This window comes from Bradyrhizobium sp. SHOUNA76, from assembly GCF_023006445.1.
GTDB lineage: Bacteria > Pseudomonadota > Alphaproteobacteria > Rhizobiales > Xanthobacteraceae > Bradyrhizobium.
This window is the reverse complement of the sequence record NZ_JALBHA010000106.1, coordinates 1-15290: the sequence shown is the minus strand read 5'-3', so window position 1 is coordinate 15290 and position 15290 is coordinate 1. Positions and strand designations below refer to the sequence as shown.

Annotated in this window: 18 protein-coding genes and 1 pseudogene; 14 read left to right on the top strand and 5 right to left on the bottom strand. The window is 65.0% G+C overall.

Annotated elements, in window-relative coordinates; translation table 11 throughout:
- Positions 1–1254, bottom strand: a 1254-nt coding sequence (locus MOV74_RS14700) for an MmgE/PrpD family protein (RefSeq protein WP_246923156.1), incomplete at its 3' end; no start/stop codon positions are given.
- Positions 1255–1285: 31 nt separating this feature from the next.
- On the bottom strand, positions 1286–2179 hold the full coding sequence (locus MOV74_RS14695) for an NAD(P)-dependent oxidoreductase (RefSeq protein ID WP_246923154.1): 894 nt from the start codon (positions 2177–2179) through the stop codon (positions 1286–1288).
- A gap of 248 nt (positions 2180–2427) precedes the next feature.
- Between MOV74_RS14695 and MOV74_RS14690 the strand changes: the two genes are divergently transcribed.
- The 5 genes from MOV74_RS14690 (at position 2428) to MOV74_RS14670 (ending at position 5968) form a co-directional block, all read left to right on the top strand.
- A complete protein-coding gene (locus MOV74_RS14690; RefSeq protein ID WP_246923151.1) occupies positions 2428–3780 on the top strand; it encodes an MmgE/PrpD family protein in 1353 nt (450 codons plus the stop codon).
- A 28-nt stretch (positions 3781–3808) separates the two neighbouring features.
- Positions 3809–4198: a carboxymuconolactone decarboxylase family protein gene (locus MOV74_RS14685; protein ID WP_246923148.1), complete on the top strand. Its 390-nt coding sequence runs from the start codon at positions 3809–3811 to the stop codon at positions 4196–4198.
- Positions 4199–4209: 11 nt separating this feature from the next.
- Positions 4210–5028 (top strand): N-acyl homoserine lactonase family protein, encoded by an 819-nt coding sequence (locus MOV74_RS14680; RefSeq protein ID WP_246923144.1) that lies wholly within the window; start codon positions 4210–4212, stop codon positions 5026–5028.
- 130 nt (positions 5029–5158) lie between these two features.
- Complete coding sequence (locus tag MOV74_RS14675; protein WP_246923140.1) at positions 5159–5767, top strand: cysteine hydrolase family protein; 609 nt, start codon at positions 5159–5161, stop codon at positions 5765–5767.
- A gap of 54 nt (positions 5768–5821) precedes the next feature.
- Positions 5822–5968: a hypothetical protein gene (locus MOV74_RS14670; RefSeq protein WP_246923137.1), complete on the top strand. Its 147-nt coding sequence runs from the start codon at positions 5822–5824 to the stop codon at positions 5966–5968.
- A gap of 227 nt (positions 5969–6195) precedes the next feature.
- Here MOV74_RS14670 and MOV74_RS14665 read toward each other — a convergent pair whose 3' ends face one another.
- Entirely contained in the window at positions 6196–6621 is a 426-nt protein-coding gene (locus MOV74_RS14665; RefSeq protein WP_246923134.1) for a response regulator, read from the bottom strand.
- 86 nt (positions 6622–6707) lie between these two features.
- Here MOV74_RS14665 and MOV74_RS14660 point away from each other — a divergent pair.
- From MOV74_RS14660 to MOV74_RS14645, 4 genes and pseudogenes are all read left to right on the top strand, one after another.
- Positions 6708–7258 (top strand): annotated as a pseudogene (locus tag MOV74_RS14660) (chemotaxis protein CheB).
- 9 nt (positions 7259–7267) lie between these two features.
- Positions 7268–7534 (top strand): hypothetical protein, encoded by a 267-nt coding sequence (locus MOV74_RS14655; RefSeq protein WP_246923132.1) that lies wholly within the window; start codon positions 7268–7270, stop codon positions 7532–7534.
- A gap of 198 nt (positions 7535–7732) precedes the next feature.
- Positions 7733–10879 (top strand): CheR family methyltransferase, encoded by a 3147-nt coding sequence (locus MOV74_RS14650; RefSeq protein WP_246923128.1) that lies wholly within the window; start codon positions 7733–7735, stop codon positions 10877–10879.
- Positions 10879–11625: a Crp/Fnr family transcriptional regulator gene (locus MOV74_RS14645; RefSeq protein WP_246923123.1), complete on the top strand. Its 747-nt coding sequence runs from the start codon at positions 10879–10881 to the stop codon at positions 11623–11625. Before MOV74_RS14650 ends, MOV74_RS14645 begins: the two co-directional genes overlap by 1 nt.
- A 50-nt stretch (positions 11626–11675) precedes the next feature.
- On the opposite strand, the gene MOV74_RS14640 is transcribed toward MOV74_RS14645, so the two are convergent.
- Entirely contained in the window at positions 11676–11876 is a 201-nt protein-coding gene (locus tag MOV74_RS14640) for a hypothetical protein (RefSeq protein ID WP_246923119.1), read from the bottom strand.
- Positions 11877–12462: 586 nt separating this feature from the next.
- Here MOV74_RS14640 and MOV74_RS14635 point away from each other — a divergent pair.
- Positions 12463–12663 carry a hypothetical protein gene (locus MOV74_RS14635; RefSeq protein ID WP_246923114.1) on the top strand — a complete coding sequence of 67 codons (201 nt, stop codon included), beginning with the start codon at positions 12463–12465 and terminating at the stop codon, positions 12661–12663.
- A 21-nt stretch (positions 12664–12684) separates the two neighbouring features.
- Here the strand turns inward: MOV74_RS14635 and MOV74_RS14630 are convergent, their stop codons facing one another.
- Entirely contained in the window at positions 12685–12969 is a 285-nt protein-coding gene (locus tag MOV74_RS14630; RefSeq protein WP_246923111.1) for a hypothetical protein, read from the bottom strand.
- Positions 12970–13247: 278 nt separating this feature from the next.
- Here MOV74_RS14630 and MOV74_RS14625 point away from each other — a divergent pair, with 278 nt between their 5' ends.
- From MOV74_RS14625 to MOV74_RS14610, 4 genes are all read left to right on the top strand, one after another.
- Positions 13248–13463 carry a hypothetical protein gene (locus tag MOV74_RS14625; RefSeq protein ID WP_246923109.1) on the top strand — a complete coding sequence of 72 codons (216 nt, stop codon included), beginning with the start codon at positions 13248–13250 and terminating at the stop codon, positions 13461–13463.
- A complete protein-coding gene (locus MOV74_RS14620; RefSeq protein ID WP_246923106.1) occupies positions 13456–13656 on the top strand; it encodes a hypothetical protein in 201 nt (66 codons plus the stop codon). Before MOV74_RS14625 ends, MOV74_RS14620 begins: the two co-directional genes overlap by 8 nt.
- Before the next feature lie 62 nt (positions 13657–13718).
- Entirely contained in the window at positions 13719–14795 is a 1077-nt protein-coding gene (locus MOV74_RS14615; protein WP_246923104.1) for a flavodoxin family protein, read from the top strand.
- Positions 14792–15290: NAD(P)/FAD-dependent oxidoreductase (locus MOV74_RS14610; RefSeq protein WP_246923102.1), on the top strand; the 499-nt coding region annotated here is incomplete at its 3' end. The genes MOV74_RS14615 and MOV74_RS14610, both read left to right, overlap by 4 nt.

Below are 15290 nucleotides of genomic sequence, written 5' to 3'. Positions count from 1 at the left end.
GGCGCTGCGGAAGCGCGCGCGAATATCCGAAGGTGTTGCGGCGATGACGTCGGGCAAAGCGTGCCGGATGGTCCGGCCATCGCGCAGCCGCACGGTCACCTGCGCGCCCTGCTTGCCCGGGAAGGCAGCCGTGAAGCCGGCATCTGCCTTGAGCTCGGTGACCGCAACCAGGCGGATGATGTCGGCATCATCCAGCTCGGCGTAGTTCTCTTCCTCGATCTCGCCCCGCGCCAGCGTTGCCGCGACACTGAACGGAATGCTCATCTTGGCCTGGAGCGCATTGCGATAGGGCCCTGCGGAATCGCAGCCGGGATAGCGAACGGCGGCATCGGGCGCGCTGATCACGATGCGATCGATCTCGTCGACGCTGGCGAGTTCGTGCGAGACGCGGAGCGCCGCTTGAGCCGCTGTCTGCGCGAAATTGCAGGCCGGGACCGGCTTGTTGTAGACGGCCATGATCTCGCATTCGCCATTCGGGAACAGCGCGATGCTGTCGGGCGCGGCCTGGCGGCGGTAGGCGGCGAACAGGCCGGCTTCGCCTTCGAGGATGGTCTCCGAGCCGAAGGCGCCGGCCGCGGCAAGGCCGACCGCCTTGATCGCGTTGCTGGCGGCAAAACCCGGATGGAAATACATGTCGGAGCCGCCGGCATGCGGCCATTCGTTGAGTCCGCTGGACGTGTTGGCCGCGATCGCGATGGCGCTGGTTGCCTGGTCCTCGGAAAGGCCGAGCGCGAAACTTCCCGCGAGCGCCGCGCCCGGAGGAGCCACGAGGCCGGTCGGGCGGTAGAGACGTGCGAGGTCGGAGGTCAGCAGCGCGCGGCCGATCCGCGCACCGGTCTCATAGCCGATGATGGCGGCCGCCAGCAGTCTGGCGCCGTGCAGCGGCGTCTGTTCGGACAGGGCGAGAAGGGTCGGCCAGATCACGACGCCGTGGTGTGTGATGCTGGCGGCATGCATGTCTTCGCGCACGAGGCCGTGACCCATCACGGCATTGGCGAAGGCTGCGTCGGCGGGCGAGGAGAGTTGCGAGGTCCCGATGATCGTTGCAGGGCCGCCGGCTTGCGCGATGGCAACCGCCTGACGACTCCAGGGATGATGACCGGCTTCGAACGCACAGGACAGGAAGTCGAGCAGACAGAGCTTTGCCTTGGCGACGACCTCCGGCCCGAAATCGCCGAGATCGACAGCAAGGGCGCTCCGCGCCATCTGGCGCGCGAGCGATATTTTGCCGGATACGGTCGGGCCGATCGTCATCGCGGGTCGCTCTCTCCCTTGGCTTGCGCGCTTAGCCGCGCATCTCCACTCCGGCCCACTCCTCGAGCACCTTGGCGATCGAGGTGAAGTCGGACGAAGCGCCGTATTTGGCGTTGGTGATCGCGAGCATCTGCCGCACCACAGCGCCGCAGACCATCGGCACGCCCATGGCCTCGGCCTCGTCCACGCAAAGACGGACGTCCTTGTAGGAAAGGCCGGTGGTGAAGCCGAAATCGAAGGTGCCGGGCAGCACCGCGCGCGGGAATTTGTCTTCGGATGCGCTGTTGCGGCCGCTGCTGGCGTTGATGATGTCGATCAGGACCTTGGCGTTGACGCCGCCCTTGACGCCCATCGCGACGGCTTCCGAGGTGATCACGAGCGCTGCGGCCGCCATCAGATTGTTGGCGAGCTTGGCGGTCTGCGCCACGCCGGGCTTGTCGCCGGTATAGAACAGCTTGCCGAAATTCTTCAGGATCGGCTGCACGGTCTCGTAGGTGGACTGTGGGCAGGACACCATCACGGCCAGCGTGCCGTTGACGGCGCCCTTGATGCCGCCGCTCACGGGCGCATCGACCAGCGTCATGCCCTTGGCCTTCAGGCCTTCCGCGACGAACTTCGCTGCGCCGGGACCCGAGGTCGAGAGATCGATGACGATCTTGGCACGGTTGCCGCTGCTGATGCCGTCCTGGCCGAGCGCAACGGCCTTGACGATGTCGGGCGTCGGCAGGCTCGCAAGCACGATGTCGGCGCGCGAGGCGACCTCGGCCGGCGAGTTGGCGAGGAGGGCGCCGCGCTTGACCAGCGGCTGGGTTGCCTCGGTCTGCGTGTCATAAACGACGAGCGAATGGCCCGCGTCCATCAATCGTCCCGCCATGGGACCGCCCATGCGGCCCGTGCCGATCACGCCGAGCATTTCTCCCGCCATCGTTCACTCCCTGTCGCGCGGTCCCGTGACGGGCGCGCCTTCTTGATCTTCTGGTCGATCGTTTCGCGGTCGGTCTCGTCGGCCGCAATCGTTGCGGCGAGGGGACCCCGCGCCAGCGAGCGGGATTGTTATGATTGTCAGACAAGCTGTCAAGCATAACATTTGGGGTCGACAGTTTGCCGCGGATCGGCATATGGTTCGGGAAAACGAGGAAGACGCCCCGCGTGCCGCAAGACTCAATTCCAAGCGTGAGCAGGACGCTCGCTGATTTCGTCGCGGCCTCGTCGTGGGCGGAAGTGGAGGCGCAGAGCCTCGAGGCGCGACGATCGATCCTCAATTTCTTTGCGACCGCGCTCGGCTCTGCACGCGATCCCGTGGTCGTGGCCGCGATGCGCACGCTGTCGCCGTTCAGCGGCGCCGCGACTGCGACGGTCATCGGCCATTCGGAGCGAATGGACGCGATGTGCGCCGCGTTCCTCAATGCCATCTCGGCGAATCTGCTCGATTTCGACGACACCCATCCCGATACGATCATCCATCCGGCAGCACCGGTCGCCGCGCCCGTGCTGGCGCTCGCGGAAGCGCGCGGGATGACGGGGCGCGAGGTGCTGACCGCGTTTATCCTCGGTGTGGACGTGGAGTGCCGGATCGGCAATGCCGTGTCGCCGCGCCACTATGCGCGCGGCTGGCACATCACCTCGACCTGCGGCATTTTCGGCGCAGCAGCGGCGTGCGCGAAACTGCTGGGGCTGCCGGCGGAGGGGATCGCGAATGCGATCGGAATTGCGGCGAGCCAGTCGGCCGGCAATGTCGAGAACCTGCCCAGTGCCGCCAAGAATGTCAGCGTGGGCAATGCTGCGCGGAACGGCTTGTTCGCCGCGCTGCTGGCGCAGCAAGGCTATGAGGCGGCGCCCAGCGCCATCGAAGGCCCGCTCGGTTGGGCGCGCACCATGGGCGACGAGCCGGATATTGCTCGCCTGCTCGACGGTCTCGGCAAGACCTGGGAGATCGCGAAGAACACCTACAAGCCTTACCCCGCCGGCATCGTCTTCCATTCGGTCGTCGATGCCAGCCTTGTTTTGCGCGAGCGCATCGGCCGGCAGGTCGATCAGATCGAGTCGGTGACGGTACAGGGCTCGGCGCTGCTGCTTGCCCGCGGCGATCGCCCCGTCAACAACGAGCGCGATGCGCGCGTCAGCATCCATCATTGCGTGGCGTGCGGATTATTGCTTGGCACGGCCGGGGTCGCTGATTTTGCGCGCGAGACGGTCGTCCGGCCCGATATAGCCCGACTGCGGAAGAAGGTGAGGGGGCAACTTGATGACCAGATGCCTGACGGCGCCGCACGCGTGACCCTGCGCCTGTCGTCCGGTGAGGTCTTCACCGAAACCGTCATCTCGCCCCGCGGCAGCCAGGCGGCGCCGCTCGCAGATCGGGACATCGAGGCCAAGCTGCGCGAGGGCGTGCAGACCGGTCGAAGCGACTGGGACGCCGACCGTGTCATCGACGCAATCTGGCGGCTCGACGCGGTCGATGACATCGCCGGCTTCATGCAATCGCTGCGGCCGCTGCCGGCATCGCGCCGGACGGCTTCCAACTAGAATCTCTCAAGACCTGAAAGGGACGATCATGAGCAAGACCGAACTGTTCGAAAAGGGCCTCAAGGTTCGCAAAGAGGTCCTCGGCGAGGACTACGTCAACAAGTCGATCGCCGGTGCCGACGAGTTCACGCGCACCATGGCGGAGTGGTCGACTGAATTCTGCTGGGGTGCCCTGTGGACGCGGCCCGGAGTCGATCGGCGCACGCGCTCGATCGTCAACCTGGCGATGCTCGGCGCATTGAACCGGCCGCACGAGCTGAAGCTGCACGTCAAGGGAGCCCTGAAGAACGGGCTGACCAAGGAGGAGATCAAGGAGATCCTGCTCCAGGTCGCGGTCTATTGCGGCGTACCCGCCGGCATCGACGCCTTCCGCAATGCGCGCGAGGCCTTCAACGAGGTCGACTCGACCGGTTCTTGAGCGCGAGCGCCATGGCTGATCCGGAATACGAGCTCTTCGCCATCCGCTACGCAACGCGCGATGCCCAGCGCAGCGAGCACTTCATCGGCGGCGATCCGCATGACGGGCCGATGCCGATGGACTATTTCATGTGGCTGGCGCGGGGAGGCGGGCGCACCGTCGTCATCGACACCGGCTTCAACGCGGACGTTGCCAAGCAGCGGAGGCGGAATTTCCTGCGCTGCCCGGTCGAGGCGCTTCGTGCGTTCGATATCGACCCTGGCGACGTCAAGGATGTGATCCTCACGCATCTGCACTACGACCATGCCGGCAATTTCGACCGGTTTCCGAACGCGCGATTCCATCTCCAGGAGCGCGAGCTGGCCTACGCCACCGGACGCTATATGCAATATCCGAGATTGTCGCATTCGTTCGAGGTCGAGGACGTCTGCGGGATCGTGCGGCTGAACTACGCGCGCCGGGTGTTGTTCTACGACGGCGACGCCGAGATTGCGCCCGGGCTGACGGTCCATGCGGCCGGCGGCCATTCAGCCGGTCTTCAATTCGTCCGCGTCAACACACGGCGCGGCCCTGTCGTGCTCGCCTCCGACGTCAGTCATTTCTACGAGAACATGACCAGCGAGCGTCCGTTCACGACGGCGTTTCACGTCGGAGACATGCTGGTGGGCTTCGACAAGCTGCGCGCCGCGGCACCTGACGCGCACCACATCGTTCCCGGCCACGATCCGCTCGTCATGAAGCTCTACCCGGCGCCAGGCCCTGACCTGAATGGTATCGCGGTTCGGCTCGACGTGGCGCCGGCAGAAGCCGCCGAGGGCGAAGGCGTTTAGGGAACGCCGGCGCGACCGGGCGAGCTTCTTGCTCGCGGAACCAAAGCCCTTCCATTGGCATTCAGTCGCTGAATTCGCCGCCGCGATGTCGACTGACGGCTTGCGGCGATGCGCTTCACGGTGGAGACCAATGAGGGACAGCGCTTCGGAAGTCGCCGACATCAGGGATGCCGTTCACCTCTGCATCGACATGCAGAACATTTTCGCCCCCGGCGGCCTGTGGGCGACTCCGTGGATGGAGCGGGTCCTGCCGGCGATCGTCTCGATCGTTTCGCGACACCAGGCCAGAACCATGTTCACACGTTTCATCACGCCGCAGGATCCGGAAGATCGTCCCGGCCAGTGGCAGAGCTATTTTCGTCGCTGGCGCGAGGCGACCCGCAGTCGTCTTCCGCCATCGGCGCTCGAACTCGTGCCGGCGCTGAACAAGTTCGTTCCGCCGGCAGCCATGATCGACAAGCCGGCCTATTCCGCGTTCAGCAATCCCGCCCTCGCGAGCCTGCTGGTCGACAAGAATGTCGGCACGGTCGTGATATCAGGGGCAGAGACGGACGTCTGCGTGCTGTCGACGGTCCTGAGCGCCGTCGATCTCGGCTTCAGGGTCGTCATCGTCGAGGACGCGCTGTGCAGCTCGTCCGACGTCGGGCATGACGCGCTCATGACGATGTACCGCACCCGCTTTCACGGCCAGGTCGACCTGATGACCGCGGAGGAGCTGTCCGAGTTCTGGCGCGAGTAGGGGGGACATCGCCGCAAAGCCGAAAAATGCGTCGCGGCCGATTCACATAGCCTAATGCGCGGCAGCCCCAAAGCGGTCACATTGCGCGGGCTGGAAGGGGGCTGGATGGCGATGGATCGCATCGAACAGGCCTTTGTCGCGACCGCAATCACGGGTTTTCTCGTGATGTTGGTGGCGTTTGCCTGGATGATGATGAGCTGACGCGGGGAGGCTTGCCGTCTTGCGCGTCGCGCTACCTTACGCCGCTGTTCTGCTCTGCCTGGCGGTGACCGCCTGGCTTGCCTTCGCGCATCTGTTTTGATCGTCGATCGGCTGCGAACCCCAGAGCTGCGAACCCTCAGATCAGTGCTCGTCTCCGGATTTCCGGCTGACCCGCGTCAATTGTTTGCAGCAGATGCTTGCAAGGCGCGCGCGTTTGCAAGCAGCGGTCACGGCGTTGCTGGGTCGCCCGTCGCGGGTTGACCGCCGACGAGGCTCGCAAGGTTCAGCGCCATGGCCACGATGTCGAGCGGCTTCTCCCAGAGCGGCACGTCCTGGAATTCCGTCTCGATGCTGAACTTGTCGTAACCCGTGGTGAACACGAACGGCACCTGGCGTGCCCTGAGCTCGCGGGCGATCGGAAAGATCGGCTCGGCGCGGATGTTCACGTCGAGGACTGCGGCATCGAGAGTGCCGCCATTGTGCAGCATCTCGACCGCATCCTCGATGTGGCCGACGGGACCGGCGATCTCCGCGCCGAGCGTGCGCAGCGCGTTGCCGATGTCATCGGCGAGAAAATATTCGTCCTCGACCACGAGGATGCGGCGACCCTTCAGCGGCGTGCGTTGACGAGGCGACGTGGGCGATACCGGCATGATCCCTCCAGCGTTCCCTCCTCCCTATTAGGAACATTAGGGCTGGAGGACGCCTTGGCGCAACGAAACAGCCGAAGGCGGGTTCCATGAGCCACCGCGATATCATCGTCATCGGAGGCTCGGCCGGAGCCACCCAGCCGTTGAAGCGGATTCTGAGCCGTCTGCCCGCGGACCTTCCGGCCGCCGTCTTCGTCGTTCTGCACATTCCCGCGCAGGGCATCGGCATCCTCTCGACGGTTGCCAGCAGCGCCGCGGGGACCGGATCGGCAGTGACAAGCTCGTCTCCCTGGCCGAACCGGTCGCCTCGACCCGTCCGGCTTGCGGCGGGGTCATGTCCCAGGTCAAGGAATTGCGCCCGCTGCGCTTCCGCTGCCAGGTCGGTCACGCCTATACGGCCGATGCGCTCGCCAAGGAGCAGGAGGGCCGGGTGGACGAAGCCCTGCGGGTGGCGCTGCGCATCATCGAGGAACGGGCCGAACTGGTGCATCGCATGGCCGCCGACGGCCGGCGGAGCGGGAGGCTCGCGATCGCTGAAATGTACGAGGCGCGGGCGGCCGAGTACCGCGAATATGCCGACATGATCCGGCGCGTCGTGCTACAATCGCTCGACCCTCCGGTGCGCAAGCCGGAGGCTTGAAGGCGCCCCATGGCCATCTCGCTCGCCAAACGGACGGCCCAGCTCTACGCCGAGCAGACTCTCCTGGTGAAGGCCGATAAGGACATCGAGGAGGGCTGGCAGCGCATCCGAAATCAGGAAGACCGAGTGCGCGAACTCATGGCTGGCGGCCACGCTACGCGCCAGGCGGAACGGCTGGTCGATCTGCTCAAGCAGACCCTGATCGAATGGGAGCGCCACCGCGTCCTGATCGAGCAGCGCGTCAGGTATCTGCAGCAGGAGGTCGAGGCGGGGTAGCCGGCGCCGCGTCGGCTGAACGCGGCACCAGGCTCGACCTGGGGTTATGTGCTGCTTGGCACCGCGGGTCCCTGCCGCCGGATCGAACGCGTCCGGGCACATTTTTCCTTTGATCTGTTGGGGTAAGATCGATTTCTGCTATTTGCAGGGGCCGGGCACCCGTTGGCCCCGCGTCGGTGAACGAAAGCTGCCTGAGCCATGAATGAAGTCGGCGACCAGCCGGTCGATGGAGAGCGCCAGACGAAGACCCCGCTGATCATCGGCGTGGGTGCCTCGCCGGGTGCGCTGGACAGCATCGAGCGCTTCTTCGCCAAGCTGACCGTCGGGATCGATCAGGCCATCGTGCTGGCTCTTCAGCATCACGAGGCCTTCGACGAACCGCGGCTGCGTGAGGTCGTGCGAAATTCCAAAGGCAAGATCGCCGAGATTACCGATGGCCATGCGGTGGAGGGCGGCACGATCTATCTGTGCCCGCCGGCGATGATCACCACCATCCATGACGGTCGATTTGCGATCCGCAAGGCCGAGCAGGCGCCCGGCGAGCGCGCCACCATCGACAGCTTCCTGGTGTCGCTCGCGGAGGAACGCGCCGAGCAGTCCATCGGCGTCCTTCTTGCCGGCACCGGCGGTGACGGCACGCTCGGCACTGCGACGCTGAAGGATCATGGCGGCCTCGCTATTGCCGAAAGGGTCGCGAGCCCGGAACAAGCCGAGCATCTGGTCGACGGCAACACGCCCGCCTCGATCGCCGACTACGTGCTGCCGCCGGAGGAGATCCCAGAGCACATCCAGGTCTATGCCCGGCATCTGCGGCGCCTGGAGGAGAAACAGGGTTTCGACGAGGTTCTGGCCGCGGCGGCGACCTCGCTGTCGCGCATCGCGGATATCCTGCGCAGCAAGACCGGCAATGACTTCCACGGCTACAAGCAGAACACCTTCCTGCGCCGCGTCCAGCGGCGCATGCAGGTGGTCCAGATCGACGACATTTCCGCCTATGTCGATTTCCTGCGCAACGACAAGGACGAAGCGCAGAACCTCTTCAACGATCTCCTGATCGGCGTCACCGAGTTCTTCCGCGACAAGCGCGAATTCGAAGTGCTGGAGACGCAGATCATTCCGAGGATTTTCGACGGAAAGAGCGCTGGTCAGCAGGTTCAAATCTGGGTGCTCGGCTGCGCCACCGGCGAGGAGGCCTATTCGATCGGCATCCTCCTGCGCGAGCACATGGCGCGGATGGATTCGGCGCCGCAGGTCCAGATCTTCGCCACCGACATCGACGGACGCGCGCTCGCGACCGCCCGCGTTGGCCGCTATCGCACCAGTATCGAAACCGACATGACGAGCGACCGCCTGGCGCGCTGGTTCGTGCGCGAGGGTGACACTTACTGCGTGGTCAAGGAGCTGCGCGAGATGTGCATCTTCTCGCAGCACAACGTCATCAAGGACGCGCCGTTTTCCAAGCTCGACCTCGTCTCCTGCCGCAATCTGCTGATCTATTTCAATGCCGAATTGCAGAACCGCGTGATCCGGCTGTTCCATTTCGCGCTGCTGCCCGACCGTTACATGTTTCTCGGCAATTCCGAGAACGTGACGCGGCATCCGAAGATGTTCGAGCCGGTCGACCGCCGCGCCCGCATCTTCAAGAAGCTGGAGACCGGAACGCGGCTGACGCCGGAATTCCCGATCACGACCGCGGCGGGCAGGGTGCCGGTCGAAGTGCCCACAGCCCGCGCACTCGGACCCGACGTCGCGCTGAAGCGCCGCGCGCAACGCATCGCGGAGCGTTATGCACCCGCCTATGTCATCACCGACGACAATTTCCAGATCCTGCACTTCTCGGGACGCACCGGCCGCTACATCGAGCCGACGGCGGGCGCCGCCACGCTCGACCTGCTTCAACTGGTGCACCGCGACATCCGTCTGGAATTGCGCACCGCGCTCGGGCGCGCTGCCGAGACCAACGAGCCCACCCATGCAGGCCCGGTGCAGCTCGGTGTCGACGGTCACCGTGTCCTCGTCGACATCACGGTGGAGCTGATCCAGGAAGGGCCCGGTGGTCACCGCAGCTTCGTCGTGCTGTTCAAGGACGGTCCCATCCGCGCGATCGAGGCTGACCGGAACAATCCCAACGTGCTGGTGCGCACCGAGCACGTCGAGCGCCTCGAAGGCGAGCTGCGCGCCACGCGCGAACGCCTGCAGGCAACCATCGAGGAGCTCGAGAGCACCAACGAAGAGCTGAAATCCTCCAACGAGGAGCTTCAGTCGGCCAATGAGGAGCTCGAGACCTCGCGCGAGGAGTTGCAGTCGGTCAACGAAGAATTGACGACGGTCAACGGCGAGCTGGCGCACCGTGTCCAGGAATTGACGCGCGCCACCAGCGACCTCAAGAACTTCCTCGAGAGCACGCAGATCGCCACCGTGTTCCTCGACAACGATCTGCGCGTGATGAACTTCACGCCTGCGATCACGCAGATCCTGCATCTCGTCGAGACCGATGCGGGCCGGCCCATCGCCCACATCAAGGCCCGCATTCCGATCGAGGAGCTCTATGACGACGCCCGCCGCGTGCTGCGTACGCTCGCCAGCGTTGAGCGCGAGCTGAGCGCGCCGAACACCGACACGCGCTACATCGTGCGCATCCTGCCGTATCGCAGCATCGACAATTTCATTGCCGGGGTCGTCATCACCTTCATCGACGTAACCGCGATCACCCGCGCCGAGGAGCGCCAGCGCCTGCTGCTGGCCGAGCTCCAGCATCGTGTCCGCAACACGCTCGGCGTGGTGCGCTCGATCGCCCGCCGCTCGGCGGAGACGAGCTCTACCGTGGAGGAATACGCCTCGCATCTCGACGGCCGCCTCAACGCATTCGCCCGCACCCAGGCGATGGTGACGCGCGATCCCGAGGGCGGCATCGACCTTGAATATCTCGTGGTCGAGGAGCTCCTGGCCTATAATGCCCACGAGGGTGAACGGATCCGGGTCTCCGGCCCCAAGGTGCGCTTCCAGGCCAAGGCCGCGGAAACGTTTGCGCTCGCGATCCACGAGCTTGCGACCAACGCACTGAAATATGGCGCCCTGAGCCAGCCGAGCGGACGTGTCGAAATCACCTGGCGCATCGACGAGGGCAGGGACCCTGCCGAGCTCCTGTTCGAATGGCGCGAGCGCGGCGGGCCGCAGGTCAAGCCGCCGCCGCGAAAGGGTTTCGGTACCGAGCTTCTGGAGCGCACGCTGGCATTCGAGTTCAAGGGGCAAGCCGCGTTGGCATTCCACCCTGCGGGATTGGAATGCTCCATCACGATTCCCCTCAGCAGGCGCATGTTCCATACCCCGGTGGTGGCTGGCTGATGCCGTTATCGACGTCTGATCGCAGTGTGATGGAGCCGGCCATTCGCCGGCTGAGCGCGCTGAGGCCATTGTCGGCGGAGGCCCGTGCTTCACTCGAATATGCGATGCTCGAAGGGCTGCAACGCGCCGGCTCGGGCGAAGACCTCCTCTCGGAGGGGGATCCCGTCGACAGCGTCCGTATCGTGCTCTCGGGCTGGCTCTGCCGTTACAAGACGCTCGAGGATGGCCGGCGCCAGATCGTCAATTTCGTTTTTCCGGGCGAGAGCTGCGACGCCCATGCGTTCCTGCTCTCGGTGATGGACCATTCCATTGCGACGCTGACGCCGGCGGTCTACGCCGAGATCAAGCGCGGGCGTTTCGAGAGCCTGGTGGCCGGCGACCGCTCGCTCGCCGAAGCGTTCTGGTGCGAGACGCTGGTCAACAACGCGATCCAGCGCGAATGGGCCATCAATCTCGGCCGGCGCGTGGCGGTGGAGCGCGTGGCCCATCTGTTCTGTGAGATATTCGAGCGGCTTCGTCCCGTCGGCATGGTCGACGGCAATTCCTGCATCATGCCGGCGACGCAGATGGATCTCGCCGATGCAACGGGACTGTCGGTGGTTCATCTCAACCGCACCGTTCAGGAACTGCGCGCCTCGGGCCTGATCGTGTTGCGCGATCGGACGCTGACCATCAACGACCTCGACGCGCTCAAGGACGCGGCGCTGTACTCGCCGAGCTATCTGCAGCTCTATCGGCGCGGCTAGACTGCGACCTGCACTGGACCGCCGGCCGTGGCTGGGCGGGGATCGATCATTCAACGATCGTGATCATTTGCGTCACCCAGACCATCACCTGGGTCAAGCCTCTCCTTGGGGAAGGGCTCGTAGCTCTTGCGCCCAAGAAACGTGTCCGGCAGGGATGTCGTGAGCACGTCCCATGCCTCGCGGATCGTCCTGCGCGCGTGCTCGACGTGCTCTGCGTCAGACGACAATGGAAAGTGAATCGGCGTTTGCATGGCCGTGCTCCCTGTTGTGCAGGCGGGAGCGCAAGCGGTCTCTCAGCCACCGGCGCCTGGACAGAGCCTCAGCCGGTGACGAACGGACGATACGCCTTTCGCGGTATTATGGCCATAGGTGCCATGCGCCGAAGTCCATGTTGCGTCCCAAGCTTTGCGGCCCCTTATTCCGGGAGTTGGCGCTGCTCAGGGCTTTTCGGTCCGTCCGGGCTCGGCCGCTTGAAGCTCCATGCATTCGGCTCGTTTGCGATACTCCTCCGCCATTTCCAGCAGAGCAGTTCGCGTTGCGGAGGAGGAACTAAGAGCGGCCTGATGCTCGCAGCTCTTCTGGAGTTGGCGATAGCTGTCCATTTGCGTCAATCCAGGCTGGGTCACGATGTTCCTAGATTAGCAAAAGACGTCGTCGGATGATTTAACCCATGTTACGCTTTTGGCCCATGTTACACCGGCGAAGCGTTCCCTCTCCGACGGCGCTGCGCAACCGTTCCGTGTCTGGAATGTTGTAGAGGCATCGCCTGCGCGCGATGATCTCAGTCGGTGAGAACGCAACGGAGCGCTCCGATCCAATGATCAGGGAGAACGCCCCATGTTGATGCGGCGTCGAGTGAGGCAAATGGATCCGCTGGAGATACGGCTTGCCGCCGAAGCGGAGCGGCTGCGCGAAGAGGCAAAATTGCTTCCGCCCGGCGCGGCTCGCGACGAGATGTTGCGCAAGGCGCGTCAGACGGAAACTGGCTCTCAGATGAGCGAGTGGCTGCGGTCGCCGGGCCTGCAGCCACCGGATTAGCGTCTGCTGGGCGCGGCGGTGCTAGCGCCGCTTCGCCGTCTTGCTGCGCCGGTTGTAAGGCGAGCGGTTGACGGGCCGCAGCGAAATCCCCTCGCGTTGCGCCTTGCTGCGAATGGCCGCGACCGGACGCTGCAGCTTGATGCTCATGACGCCGGTCGGCGTGTTGCCTTTCGCGAGCTGCTTCAACTTGCTCACGTCCGCGGGCGTCCACGGTTGCCGCGCGCGGCGCTTGTACGCGGGATTGGCCTTGCGCGGTCCCTTGCGCCCGATCGGTGAGCCCGCGCGCTTCCATGCTGCTTTTGCCATGATGTCCTCCTTCAAGTCTTCAAGAACATATGAATCAGCATTTCGGTTCCGCCGCAATCAAGCGACAAGCCGAGCGTCACGCCCCGCTTCGCGATCGCAAAATCACGCGGCGTTAACTTATTGAAATGCTGGAACCGTCTGTTGCGGCGGAAGCTACCAGCGTTGCCGGCTGGGCCGCCTCAACCGGCAAGCGACTTGAGTGACAGAGAACTGGCCCCGGCGCCAGATTCCCCGCCGGGGCCGATTTCCTTCCATCCGAAATCCGCCATGAAAGTCCAATGACCGCAAAACGAAACCGCAGGAAACAGACCCAATCGCTCCAGGAGCGGTTGGCGGCATTCGCTGAAAAGGCTCGCGAGCGCGCAAGCAGCCTGCCACCCGGCAAGGAGCGCGAGACGCTGCTGCGGCGCGCGAAGCAGAACGAGATGACCTCGAACCTCACAGACTGGCTGAGCACCCCGGTCTATCCAAGGCGAGGCGGTGACCATGCGTAGCTTCAAGCATTACCGCGCGTTCCAGATCGATCCGGACGGGCACGTGTTCGGCTGCATCAACCTCGTCTGCGACGACGACGAGCAGGCCAAGCGCGAAGCCGCCGCGCTCGTGCTGGTCCATCACATCGAGCTGTGGCGACTGGACCGGCGGATCGCGCGATTCGATGTGTCGCCGGAAGCGGCTCGCCAGTAAGGGTCGAGGAACCGCGTGCAGCGCCCCGGGTTGGTCGGATACCGACTTCGCCGGGAGCCAGCATGACGGACGCCGAAATTCGCAAGGGGATGCCGCCCGTCAAGCTGTCGCGCGGAGAGTTCGAGCAGCGTTACAGGGGCCAATTCGTCGATCCCGCCTTTGCGCCGCTGCAACGTGAGCTCGATGCGATCGTCGGCGCCGCCTGGGACGCCTACAGCCATTCGCGCAAGGCGCCGCTGACGCGAAAGGCGGGCGCGGGCTTCTCCGATCCCGACTACGACATCGCCATCGACTGGCTCGACGCGCGCGCAAAAATCCTGGAAGCACAGCGACGGCACGACGATGCGGAGGAGACGCCGCGCATCCTCGTCATCAACGGTTCGGCCCGCAGCGAGCACACCTGTCCCGGCGAGATGTCCAAGACCTGGCGTCTGGTCAAGCTGGCCGAGCCTGTCTTCACGGAGATGGGATTTGCCGTCGACATCCTCGATCTGTCGCGCCTCGCCTCCGAATTCGGCAAGACCATTTATCCCTGCAAGTCCTGCGTCGGGACGGCAATGCCGCTCTGCCATTGGCCATGCAGCTGCTATCCGAACCATTCGCTGGGGCAGACCCATGACTGGATGAACGAGATCTATCCGCTGTGGGTTGCCGCTCACGGCATCCTGATCGTGACGCCGGTGAACTGGTATCACGTGCCTTCAGGGCTCAAGGCAATGATCGACCGCATGGTCTGCGCCGACGGCGGCAATCCCGATCCGAGCTCCACGCACGGCAAGAAGGCCGATGAAGCCAAGGCGATGGAGCTGAAGGGCTGGCCCTATCCGCGCCATCTCGCCGGCCGTCATTTCGGCGTCGTCGTCCACGGCGATGCCGTCGGTGCCGAGGGCGTGCGCCGCGCCTTGTCGGACTGGCTGACCGACATGCAGCTGGTCTCGGCGGGCCGCTTTGCCGAGCTCGACGGCTATGTCGGTTACATGGAGCCATATGCCATCTCGCATCGCGCGCTCGATGAGGACAGGGAATTCCAGCAGGAGGTGCAGAACGCGGCGCGCGCGCTCGGCAACGCCGTCCGGCTGGCGAGAAGTGGGCAACTTCAGGAGCCCGGCGAGGGTCTTGCCGACCCGAACCCCAAATGACCATTGCTCGGTTTGATTGCCTGATTGTCGGCGGCGGCCCCGCGGGACTGATGGCTGCGATCTATCTGGCGCGTTTCCGCCGCAGCGTCTGCGTCGTGGACGCCGGCGCCAGCCGCGCCGCACTGATCCCGCGCAGCCACAACGTTCCGGGCTTCGTCCACGGGCTATCAGGCACGGATCTGATTGCCCGCATGTCGGCGCAGCTGGACGAACTCGCCGTCGCGCGCGTGGAGGCCGAGGTCACCGCGTTGCGGCGGCACGATCATGGTTTCGAGGCGAGCTGGAACGGCGAGGCGCATGCAGCCGCCACGGTCATTCTGGCCAGCGGCATCGTCGACACCCATCCGCCATTCCGGGAGTGGCGCACTGCGGTCGCGGACGGGTTGTTGCGCTACTGCCCGGTCTGCGACGCCTTCGAGGCGGCCGGCCAACGCATTGGCGTCATAGGCCCGCTGCACCGTGCCGCCGGCAAGGCGCTGTTCCTGCGCGGCTACT

Coding starts and splice junctions, on each gene's coding strand:
- MOV74_RS14625 (WP_246923109.1), top strand. CDS start 13,248: ATGACCGCAAAACGAAACCGCAGGAAACAGACCCAATCGCTCCAGGAG.
- MOV74_RS14640 (WP_246923119.1), bottom strand. CDS start 11,876: ATGCAAACGCCGATTCACTTTCCATTGTCGTCTGACGCAGAGCACGTC.
- MOV74_RS14630 (WP_246923111.1), bottom strand. CDS start 12,969: ATGGCAAAAGCAGCATGGAAGCGCGCGGGCTCACCGATCGGGCGCAAG.
- MOV74_RS14655 (WP_246923132.1), top strand. CDS start 7,268: ATGGCCATCTCGCTCGCCAAACGGACGGCCCAGCTCTACGCCGAGCAG.
- MOV74_RS14670 (WP_246923137.1), top strand. CDS start 5,822: ATGCGCGGCAGCCCCAAAGCGGTCACATTGCGCGGGCTGGAAGGGGGC.
- MOV74_RS14665 (WP_246923134.1), bottom strand. CDS start 6,621: ATGCCGGTATCGCCCACGTCGCCTCGTCAACGCACGCCGCTGAAGGGT.
- MOV74_RS14620 (WP_246923106.1), top strand. CDS start 13,456: ATGCGTAGCTTCAAGCATTACCGCGCGTTCCAGATCGATCCGGACGGG.
- MOV74_RS14650 (WP_246923128.1), top strand. CDS start 7,733: ATGAATGAAGTCGGCGACCAGCCGGTCGATGGAGAGCGCCAGACGAAG.
- MOV74_RS14615 (WP_246923104.1), top strand. CDS start 13,719: ATGACGGACGCCGAAATTCGCAAGGGGATGCCGCCCGTCAAGCTGTCG.
- MOV74_RS14695 (WP_246923154.1), bottom strand. CDS start 2,179: ATGGCGGGAGAAATGCTCGGCGTGATCGGCACGGGCCGCATGGGCGGT.
- MOV74_RS14635 (WP_246923114.1), top strand. CDS start 12,463: ATGTTGATGCGGCGTCGAGTGAGGCAAATGGATCCGCTGGAGATACGG.
- MOV74_RS14685 (WP_246923148.1), top strand. CDS start 3,809: ATGAGCAAGACCGAACTGTTCGAAAAGGGCCTCAAGGTTCGCAAAGAG.
- MOV74_RS14645 (WP_246923123.1), top strand. CDS start 10,879: ATGCCGTTATCGACGTCTGATCGCAGTGTGATGGAGCCGGCCATTCGC.
- MOV74_RS14675 (WP_246923140.1), top strand. CDS start 5,159: ATGAGGGACAGCGCTTCGGAAGTCGCCGACATCAGGGATGCCGTTCAC.
- MOV74_RS14680 (WP_246923144.1), top strand. CDS start 4,210: ATGGCTGATCCGGAATACGAGCTCTTCGCCATCCGCTACGCAACGCGC.